Below are 9,720 nucleotides of genomic sequence, written 5' to 3'. Positions count from 1 at the left end.
CCCCACCCCTCCCCTCCCCGCGCTCTCGTCTCCTCCCTCGCCTCCTCTCTGCGACCTACTTTCCCTCTCAGCCGGTCTCCTCCGCCCGGATCGCCTATGGCTTCTCGCGCCGTGGGTTGGGCCGGTTGAGGGGGTGCCGACCGGGGAATGCCGCGGCCGGGGGGATTGTTGTGCCCCAGGTAGCGCCGTACGGTCCGTAGCTGAAGCACGCCCCGACGGCGACGGAGAGGAGCAGGCCGTGCCCGAAAGCAGCCCCGAGACGCATGTGATCGACTTCCGCGCCGCGGAGCAGCTGTTGGCGGCCCGCGACCCGCGCGGTGCGATCCAGCTGCTGGACTCGGTCATCACCGCGCACCCCGAGAACACCGCGGCCCGGCTGCTGCGCGCCCGCGCCTTCTTTCTTGCCGCTCAATTGCGGCCCGCGGAACTCGAGTTCCAGATCGTGCTGGAACGCGAGCCGGACAATGCCTTCGCGCATTTCGCGCTCGGTCGCACTCTGGAGCGCGCCGATCGTTCCGAGGAGGCCCTGCGCCACTTCCGGCTGGCGGCGGCTCTGGAGCCGCGCCCGGAGTTCATCGAGGCGGCCCGGTTCGCACGCGAGACGGGTAACGGCGAACACGACCCCGGCGATCCGGACGACGAGACGGAGTAGCCGGACCGAGACGGTTCGGGGCGAAGGGGCTGCTCCTCACCGAACGTTGGCCCCACCAGTGGCAGCACACGCAATCTTCGATGATCTTCAGTGTCACCCCGCCGCACAGCCGTCGGTCCGGACGCGTACCCCCATTCCCCGATCCTCGGGTGGGTGCCGCTGGATTCCGTACGGGCGCATTTCAGGGCTACGGCAGTCGCAGCCGGAGTCGGACATCTCTTTCCTGCCCGTGTATGCCTGTCTGTTCTGCCTGTGCCTGCCCACCGCCGTGCGACCGCTCAGGACCTCTCCAGTCGGTGTTCCGTCTCCGATCTACCGTCCGGTGTTCCGTCTGCGGCCGGCGTCGTTCCGTGTGCCGAACGCGTCGTTCCGGCCCCGGTCGGGTGCGTAGGGCGGTATGTCCTTGCCCGGCTGGTAATGCGGTCCCTGGCGGATGTGGCGGATCACCATGGTCAGGTCCGTCGCCGCCACCATGGCCAGGGCGGCACATGCCGCTGCCCATTCCGGCCGTCCGGCATTGATGAAAGCCACGGTTCCGGCGACCGCCCACAGCAGCCCCCACAGCGCCAGCCCACAGCGTATTTTCAGTGGGCTGCGTGCGTGAAGGGGCTCATTTCCCGTACGCATCGGCACCCATCTCCCTCCTCCAGGATCCTCCCGATCGACTGGACAGTCACCTCTCTCCGGCACCTCTTTTCGTCGCTTGCTCCCTGCGTTCCGCGGTTTGCGTCGTGGGTTTCCCGCTGGTGGGGCGTGGGTCGCCCGCCGGATGGCCGTTGATCCAGGAGAGTCCACCGATGTCGAGCAGTGAGCGGGCGCGGGTCACCGCGACGTACGCCAGCCGCGCCTCGTCGATGTCGATCGGCCCCGGGAGCGGGGCTCCGTCCTCCCCGCGCTCGTCGAGATCATCGGGGCCGGTGAAATCGTCAGCGATGCGTACGCTCGCCCACTCCCGTCCCTTGGCCCGGTGGGCGGTGGACACCGTCACCTCGGCGGACTCCTCGGGTGAGAGCTGCTGGAGGGCACGCAGCAGGGTGGGAGTGCCGTGTTCGTCGACCAGCTCCACGAGCGGCAGCAGATCCCGTCCGGCCGGGTCGAACTCCGCGTACTCGCGCAGTTCGCCCCAGGTCTCGAAGAGCATCAGCTCGGGGTGGGCGGTGCGTCGTCCGGCCTCGAGTTCGTGCGCCGCACGGGCAAGAGCGCTGAGCGCCCCGCCGCCGCCTGCCAGTGCGACCCGGCGGTCCGCTGCCAGCTGCCGTATCACCTCCACCATCGCCCCCGCATTCGTCCGGCACAGAATCGCGTCCGGCGCGGACCCTGCGCACTTCCGTTTCCCGGTCGGGCGCACCGGTGAGTCGGAGCGGTGCGCCGACGATCGTGAGCCAGCGGTTGGCCTCGGCCGCGAGCGCCGGCCCGAAGCGGAACGAGCGGGAGAGGCTGAGCTGTCTCCCGTCGAATCCCGTCATGACATCGCGCGCGCCGCGCCAGCCGTAGATGGCTTGAGCGGAGTCCCCGACCATCACCAGTTGCGCGTGGTCGCGCTGGGCGGTGAAGACCTGCTCCACCACGGGGTTGGTGTCCTGTGCCTCGTCCAGGAGAAGGAAGTCCGCAGGGATGACGGGCTCGCTCAGCGCCCACATCTTGAGGTAGTGGTCGTGCTCCAAGCGGACGACGCCGTGGTCCGGATGCTGCAGATCGGCCCAGGCCTTGCGCGCATACGGCAGGACGAGTTCGGCGAGGTGTGCGTGCAGCGGTTCGGATTCGGCTCCGCGCAGGGGTGGGACATGGTGCGGCGCCACCTCCGTGTCAGCCGACTGGCAGAAGCGGGTGACGGTGCGCAGCACCGTATGTGAGAGCCCCCTGTGCGTGACTGTGCGGGCTCCGATGCGCACGGTCATGCCGTTGTCGATGCCCAGGGCCGCGCCCGTGCGCCAGCCCGCTTGCCGCGGGGCGTTCATGCGTGCCTGGAATCTCCTGCCCACGGCCGTGTAGGCGAGGGCATGGGCGGTCCCGCAGGACACCTCGGAGGGGAACGACCGGGCGGCATGGCGCGCGACCGCTCTGTTGAAGGCGATGTACCGGCCCGAACGGCCCTGGCGCCGCGCGGTGCGGGCGAGCATGGCGAGGGTGGTGGTCTTTCCTGTCCCGGCGCCGGCCTGGATCACCAGATGCGCGCCGGTCGGAAAGGCCTCCGCCGCGGCGGACTGTTCGAGCGTGGGCGTCTGCGTGGGGGGCTTCGTGGAGGTGATCACGTGGGTGTTCACGTGGGCGTTCACAGGGGTGTTCATGAGGGCTCCTCGCCGGCATGCGCAACGATGTTGGTCGATCACTGAGAGTGATTACGTCACCGACGGTAGCGGATTTCCGGCGGAGAGCGAGAGGCGTTGTGTGGCTTGTGGATAACTCCGGCCTGCCGGTGCGCGGGCATGCGGGCAGGAGGCGTGGTCAGTGCCGTCTGCGTCGTCGGGCGCGGCCGGTAGCCAAGCCCACCCCGCCCCTAATTCACGACTGCTGACTGACTCCTCCGCCCGCACGACTGCCTGACGTGCGGACTTCGGGAGTCGACCGGGGAGCTCCTCCATGAGTTCCACGCCATGGGCACCACGGTCCGCTGCCTCCCCCGCGACAGCTGAGGGAGGCAGCGGAAGGCACCCGGCGTACGACCGTAGACTCGCAGGTCGGGGACACAGCAACGGGGCGGGCGCGGCAGGCTCGGGGAGTGCCGTAGCCGGCACGGGACGGCCGAGCGGTAAGGGGTGGCATGACGAGGCGGTGGGAGGCGGCGGCAGGGGAGACCCGGCCGCCGGACGGCTCGTCCGCGGCCGGATCCGGGGGCACGGGGGAGGACGGCGGGATCGGCGCAGCCGCGGTCCGCTGCGCCGCGGTGTTCCTGCCCGCCCAGCCGCCGCGCGCCGGGAAGATCGCGCTCTGGCGGCCGGAGGGTGGCCCGCTCCCCGAAGGCCTCACCACACGAAGCGAGGCGCGGGGCGAGGACGGGGCCGCCGAGCCGGGGCAGCTGACCGTCGCCCGCCGCCACGGAAACGGCGCCCGCAGCCGCACGGTCCCCGCCGTGCTGCTCCCGCTGGCCGAGGCCGTGCCGCTGTTGATCCGTGCCCGGCACGCCCCGGACGCCCACCCGGCCGCCGCCTGCTGGGGAGCGGCCACCCTGCATGCGCTGCACCTCGCCGCGCGCGGCAGGCTGCTCCCCGGGCTGACCGCCGACGACACCGACGCCTGGCGCGCCGGCCCGCTCGACCCCGACGACATCGCGCACCTCCGGGCCATCGCCGCCGCCATGCCCGCCGAGGCCTTTCCCGTACCCCTCCCCGGCAGCCGCCCGCTCCAACTGCACGATCCCGTGGCGCTGGTGCGGCGCTATGTGGACGCGGTCGTCGATGCCCTGCCGCGCACCCCCGCCGCCGCACTGGTGGCCGGCGCCCCGTATGCCGCGGTGACACCCCAACACCTGCCCGGTGCCCGGGAATGGGCCGCCGAGGTCGCGGCCGGCGTCGACGCGGGGGTGCGGCTCTCGCTGCGCCTCGACCTCTCCCCGCACCGGCTCTTCGACCGGCAGGAGGAGAACGGGGCGGGCGACGCCGAAGAGCGCGGTGCGGCCGCCGCCGTCCTACAGGTGCACAGCCTGACCGACCCCACCCTGGTCGCCGACGCCCGGGACCTGTGGGAGGGCGAAGGGCCCGAGCACTTCGGGGCGCGCTCCCGCGTCGACACCCTCCTCGCGCTGCGCCGCGCGGCCCGTGTCTGGGCCCCGCTCGCCCGCCTCCTGGAGCGGCCGGTGCCCGACGTACTGCCGCTCGGCGAGGCCGAGTTGTACGAGCTGCTGGGCGAGGCCGCGCCGCGTCTGGGCGCCGCGGGAGTGACGGTCCACTGGCCCAGGGAACTGGCCCGCGGCCTGACCGCGGCGGCCGTGCTGCGCCCGGCACCCGGCTCGGCCGCGGACGGCTTCGGCTTCTTCGACACCCGCGAACTGCTGCAATTCCGCTGGCAGGTGGCGCTGGACGGGGTGGCGCTGACCGAGGCGGAAATGGACGCCCTCGCCGAGGCGCACCGCCCTGTCGTCCGGCTGCGCGACCAGTGGGTCCTGGTGGATCCCGGGCTCGTACGCAAGGCCCGTAAGCGCGAACTGGGCTACCTGGAGCCGGTCGACGCCCTCGCCGCGACGCTCCACGGCAGCACGGAGGTGGACGGCGAGGAGGTCGAGGTGGTGCCCCAGGGCGCACTCGCCGCGCTGCGCCGCCGCCTCACCACCGACTCGCGCCCCCTGCCCCAGCCGCCCGGACTGCGCGCCACCCTCCGCGACTACCAACTACGGGGCATGGCCTGGCTCGACACCATGACCTCCCTCGGCCTGGGCGGGTGCCTCGCCGACGACATGGGCCTGGGCAAGACCGTCACCGTCATCGCGCTCCATCTGCACCGGCGGCCCGGTGCACCGGTGCTCGTGGTCTGCCCGGCCTCCCTCCTGGGCAATTGGCAGCGCGAGATCGAACGCTTCGCGCCCGGCACCGCCGTACGCCGCTTCCACGGCCCCGGCCGCAGCCTCGACGGCCTGGACGGCGGCTTCGTGCTGACGACCTACGGGACGATGCGCAGCAGCGCGCCCCAACTGGCCGGCCGGCCATGGGCATGGGTCGTCGCCGACGAGGCCCAGCATGTGAAGAACCCGCGCTCCTCGACGGCCAAGGCGCTGCGCAGCATCACGGCACCCGCCCGGATCGCCCTCACCGGCACCCCCGTGGAGAACAACCTCTCGGAGCTGTGGGCCCTCCTCGACTGGACGACCCCCGGGCTCCTCGGGCCCCTCAAGACCTTCCGTGCGCTGCACGCCCGTGAGGTCGAGGGCGGCGAGGACCCGGCGGCGGCCGAGCGGCTGGCCCGGCTGGTGCGCCCGTTCATCCTGCGCCGCAAGAAGTCCGACCCCGGCATCGCTCCCGAACTGCCGCCCAAGACCGAGACGGACCACCCGGTGGCGCTGGGGCGCGAACAGGCCGCGCTGTATCAGGCCGTCGTCCGCGAGACCCTCTCCCGGATCGAGAACGCCGAGGGCATCGCCCGCCGCGGCCTGGTCATGAAGCTGCTCACCGCCCTCAAGCAGATCTGCAACCACCCCGCGCAGTACCTCAAGGAGGCCGCGCCCGGCGTCGCCGCCCGCTCCGGGAAGCTCGAACTCCTCGACGAACTCCTCGACACCATCCTCGCCGAGGGCGGCGCCACCTTGATCTTCACCCAGTACGTGGGCATGGCACGGCTGCTGGACGCACATCTGACCCGGCGCGGCATCCCGGTACAACTGCTGCACGGCGGCACCCCGGTCGCCGAACGGGAGGCGATGGTCGACCGCTTCCAGTCGGGACACGTCCCGGTCTTCCTGCTGTCGCTGAAGGCAGCCGGCACCGGCCTGAACCTGACCCGTGCGGGCCATGTGATCCACTACGACCGCTGGTGGAATCCGGCGGTGGAGGAACAGGCCACCGACCGGGCGTACCGCATCGGCCAGACCCAGCCCGTCCAGGTCCACCGCCTGATCGCCGAGGGCACGGTCGAGGACAACATCGCCCAACTTCTCGGCGCCAAACGGGCGCTCGCCGACGCGGTGCTGACCGGCGGCGAGAGCGCGCTGACCGAGCTGTCCGACGCCGACCTCGCCGACCTCGTCTCCCTCCGGAGGCCCGGATGAACCCACGCCCCGCCTCCGGGCGCGCCGCCGCAGCCGACCGGCTGGCCCGCGCGGACCGCTCACGCACCTTCCCGCCCCTGCCGGTCCGTACAGGCGCCCGGGGGCTGTTCGCCGAATCCTGGTGGGGCAGCGCCTGGCTGGACGCCCTGGAGACCACCGCCCTCGACAGCGCCCGGCTCGCCCGCGGCCGCACCTACGCCCGCGACGGCCATGTCGACACCATCAACGTCACTCCCGGCCGCATCGTCGCCACCGTCCGCGGCAGCCGACCCCGGCCCTACAGCGCCGAAATCCGCCTCCGGACCCTCACCGACCAGGAGTGGGACGGCCTCCTGGACGCCATCGCCGCGGAGCCCGGCCGGTTCACCGCCCTGCTGGCCAAGAAGCTTCCGCCCGTACTGGCCGAGGGCGAGGTACGCCTCCTTCCGGGACCGGGCGACCTCGTCCCCCGGTGCTCGTGCCCCGACCACGGCCGTCCCTGCAAACACGCCGCGGCGCTCTGCTTCCAGGTGGCCCGGCTCCTGGACGCCGACCCGTTCGTGCTGCTGCTGATGCGCGGCCGCGGCGAACGCGAACTCCTCGACGCACTCTCCCGCCGCAACGCCGCCCTCACCGCCCGTGAAGCCCGCGACCACGCCCCCGCCGCCGGCCGGCCGGCCCCGTACCGCCGCGGGCCCGGAACCGGGGGAGAGCCGCAGGCCGCCGACGCCGAACAGGACTCAGCGGCGGCCTCCGGCGGCGTCCCCGGGGAGCAGCCCACACCGGGTGAGCCCCCGTCGCGCGGGGTCCCGGCCCGGTCGGCCCTCGCCGGCCGCCCCCGGCCGCCGCTGCCGCCACCCCTACCGCTGCCGCCGCAGCCCGGCCGGCCGCCGGCCCTCCCGGACGGCGACGGTCTCCCCTTCGACCCCGCCACCCTCGAATTCCTGGCAGCCGACGCCGCCGCCCGCGCGCACGCCTGCGCCACCGCCGCCCGCACCCCTGGCCCCGGTACGGAACACCTGGCCGTCCACAGCCCGTTCCCGGCCCTGCCCCCCTGGGAGGACGCCATCCGCCTCACCGCCACGGCCCACCCCACCGCCGGCCTGACGGCCACCACCCGTGCCCTCTACCGCGACCTCGCCGCGGCGACCGGCCGCACGCCCACGGACGTGGCCCGCGCCGTCGCCGCCTGGCGCCAGGGCGGCCCCGAAGGCCTCGTCCTCCTCAACACCCCCTGGAACCCCCCGGCCGGCGACTTCGACCGGGCCCGCAGCGCCCTCCTCGCCGCGGACCTCCCGTCCCTGCGCCCGCGCCACAACCACCTCACCGACCCGGACCGCGGCATTCAGCTCCGCTTCGGCCACGACAGTCGCTGGTATCCGTACGAATCCGAACCCGGCGCCGAGGACTGGTGGCCCGCCGGCCCCGCGGACCCCGACCCCGTGGGCGCGCTCACCACCCTGCTCGCGCGATGACTAACCTCGACGCCGTGGAAGGTCTCGACGCACTCACCCGGTCCCTCGCCCGGCGCACCCCCGAGCAGCTCGCCGCGCTCCTCACCCGCCACGCCGAGCCGCTCGCCCGCCGCCCCGCCCCCACAGAACTCCGCGGCCTGGCTAGCACCTTGTGGTCGTACGAAACCCTCCACCAACTGGTGGTGCATCTCGACCACCCCCGCCTGACGGTGCTCGCCACCGCCGCCCGCCTCAGCCAGGAGCGCGCCGGGCAGGCCGCCCCCGGACCCGCCGCCCCCGCCCCGGGCGCCGACTACCAGTCCCTGATGGCGCACCGGCTGTCCTTCGCGCATCTGGCCACCGAACCCGTCCCGGCCCAGGACGTGTTCGCCGCCCTCGACGCGACCTCGCCCGGCCCCACCCGCACCGCCGCCGAAAACGCGCTGCGCGCCCTCTGCGACGACGGACTCGCCGCACCGGCCGAGGACGGCACGATCGTCGTCCCGCCCCGCGCACCGCAACTCCTCGCCGGCCACGACCTCGGCCCGTTCCTCGCCGACGTTCCGCGGCCCGTCCCGGACGACATCGCCGTCCCGGAAGAGCGCGCCGCAACCATCCCCCCGACCTCGCCGCACGACGAATCCCGGGCGGCCGTGGCGAACCTCGCCGCCACCGTGGAGCGCCTGCTGGCCTCTCTGGCGGCCCAGCCCGCCGCCCTGCGCAAGTCGGGCGGGCTGACCGTACGGGAGATCAAACGGCTGGCCAAAGCGGCCGGCGCCGCCGAACCGCTCACCCGCCTCCTCCTCGACCTCACCCTCGCCGCCGGCCTCATCGCCCTCACCCGCACCCCGTCCGGCATCACCGCCCTGCCCACCGGCGCCTACGACGACTGGCTCACCCGCCCGCCCGGCGCCCGCGTCGCCCCCGTCCTGGCCGCCTGGTCCGACCTGTGGGACGTCCCGACCCACACCCCGTTCGGCGAGACAGCAACCGCACTGGTCCGCGGACACGACCGGCATGCGCCCGCCCTCCGGCACGCCCTCCTCGCCGCCCTGGACACCGTCCCCCTCGGCGCGGGTCCATTGCTCCCCGCGCTGCCGCTCAGCGAACCCCCGCAGCCGGAGACGGACCACCGCACCCCGTGGACCGACCTCCTCCGGGCAGCCGACTGGTACCGCCCCCTCGCCGTCACCCGCCGGCCGATGGCGGAGGAACGCGCCGCCCACACCCTCCACGAAGCCGCCTACCTGGGCCTGGCCGCCCACGGGACGCTCACCCCCCTCGGCCGTGCGCTGCTCGCCGACCCGCAGTCCCTCGACGAGCCGCTCGCCGCACTACTGCCGCCGCTCCTCGAACAGGCCCATTTCCAGGCCGATCTGACCGCCGTCGTCCCAGGCCGCCCCTCCGCCGCGCTCACCGGACTCCTCGCCTCCGCGGCCGACCGCGAATCCGAAGGCCACGCCGTGACCTGGCGCTTCACCCCGCACTCGGTACGCCGCGCGCTGGACTCCGGCCACACCGCCGCCACCCTCGTCGACGACCTCACCCGCGCCTCGGCCACCGACACCCTGCCGCAGCCGCTCGGTTACCTCATCCAGGACGCCGCCCGTGCCCACGGCCGGATGCGGGTGCTGCCCGTCGCCTGCTGCATCCGCTCCGACGACGAAGCCCTCCTCAAGGAGCTCGCCGCGCACCGCGCGCTGCGCGCCCTCGAGTTGCGCGAGATCGCCCCGACCGTCCTGGTCAGCGGCCAACCGCCGACCGCCACCCTGGACGCGCTGCGCGCCGCGGGCTATGCACCCGCCCTGGAATCCGACACCGGCACCACGACCGTCGAACGCCTCCCCGCCCACCGCGCCACGGCACCCGCCGTTGCGGGCTGCCGGCTCTCCTCCGTCTGCCGGGGTTGCATGGGGAGCCCCAGGAGGCGGTGGGCGAGG

Annotated in this window: 5 protein-coding genes and 1 pseudogene; 4 read left to right on the top strand and 2 right to left on the bottom strand. The window is 73.7% G+C overall.

The window, feature by feature from the left end; translation table 11 throughout:
* Nucleotides 1-238: 238 nt before the first annotated feature.
* A complete protein-coding gene (locus EST54_RS31515) occupies nt 239-652 on the top strand; it encodes a tetratricopeptide repeat protein (protein WP_129251113.1) in 414 nt (137 codons plus the stop codon).
* Between the two features lie 312 nt (nt 653-964).
* Here the strand turns inward: EST54_RS31515 and EST54_RS31510 are convergent, their stop codons facing one another.
* Nucleotides 965-1,279, bottom strand: coding sequence for a DUF6343 family protein (locus EST54_RS31510; protein ID WP_167511638.1), 315 nt, complete (start codon nt 1,277-1,279; stop codon nt 965-967).
* Between the two features lie 46 nt (nt 1,280-1,325).
* Nucleotides 1,326-2,940, bottom strand: a pseudogene (locus EST54_RS31505) (UvrD-helicase domain-containing protein).
* 473 nt (nt 2,941-3,413) lie between these two features.
* Here EST54_RS31505 and EST54_RS31500 point away from each other — a divergent pair.
* From EST54_RS31500 to EST54_RS31490, 3 genes are all read left to right on the top strand, one after another.
* Nucleotides 3,414-6,347, top strand: coding sequence for a DEAD/DEAH box helicase (locus EST54_RS31500; RefSeq protein ID WP_174857555.1), 2,934 nt, complete (start codon nt 3,414-3,416; stop codon nt 6,345-6,347).
* Nucleotides 6,344-7,801, top strand: coding sequence for an SWIM zinc finger family protein (locus tag EST54_RS31495; RefSeq protein ID WP_129251112.1), 1,458 nt, complete (start codon nt 6,344-6,346; stop codon nt 7,799-7,801). Before EST54_RS31500 ends, EST54_RS31495 begins: the two co-directional genes overlap by 4 nt.
* Nucleotides 7,798-9,720 (top strand): helicase-associated domain-containing protein (locus tag EST54_RS31490; protein WP_129251111.1); only part of this gene is annotated, 1,923 nt, incomplete at its 3' end. The genes EST54_RS31495 and EST54_RS31490, both read left to right, overlap by 4 nt.

Source organism: Streptomyces sioyaensis (genome assembly GCF_004122735.1).
Classification (GTDB): Bacteria; Actinomycetota; Actinomycetes; order Streptomycetales; family Streptomycetaceae; genus Streptomyces; species Streptomyces sioyaensis.
Note: the sequence above shows the minus strand (reverse complement) of the source record. Positions and strands in the feature narration are given on the sequence as shown.

What these genes read in the sequence shown, in the direction of transcription:
- EST54_RS31510 (WP_167511638.1), bottom strand. Translation starts at nt 1,279, where the DNA reads ATGCGTACGGGAAATGAGCCCCTTCACGCACGCAGCCCACTGAAAATA.
- EST54_RS31495 (WP_129251112.1), top strand. Translation starts at nt 6,344, where the DNA reads ATGAACCCACGCCCCGCCTCCGGGCGCGCCGCCGCAGCCGACCGGCTG.
- EST54_RS31500 (WP_174857555.1), top strand. Translation starts at nt 3,414, where the DNA reads ATGACGAGGCGGTGGGAGGCGGCGGCAGGGGAGACCCGGCCGCCGGAC.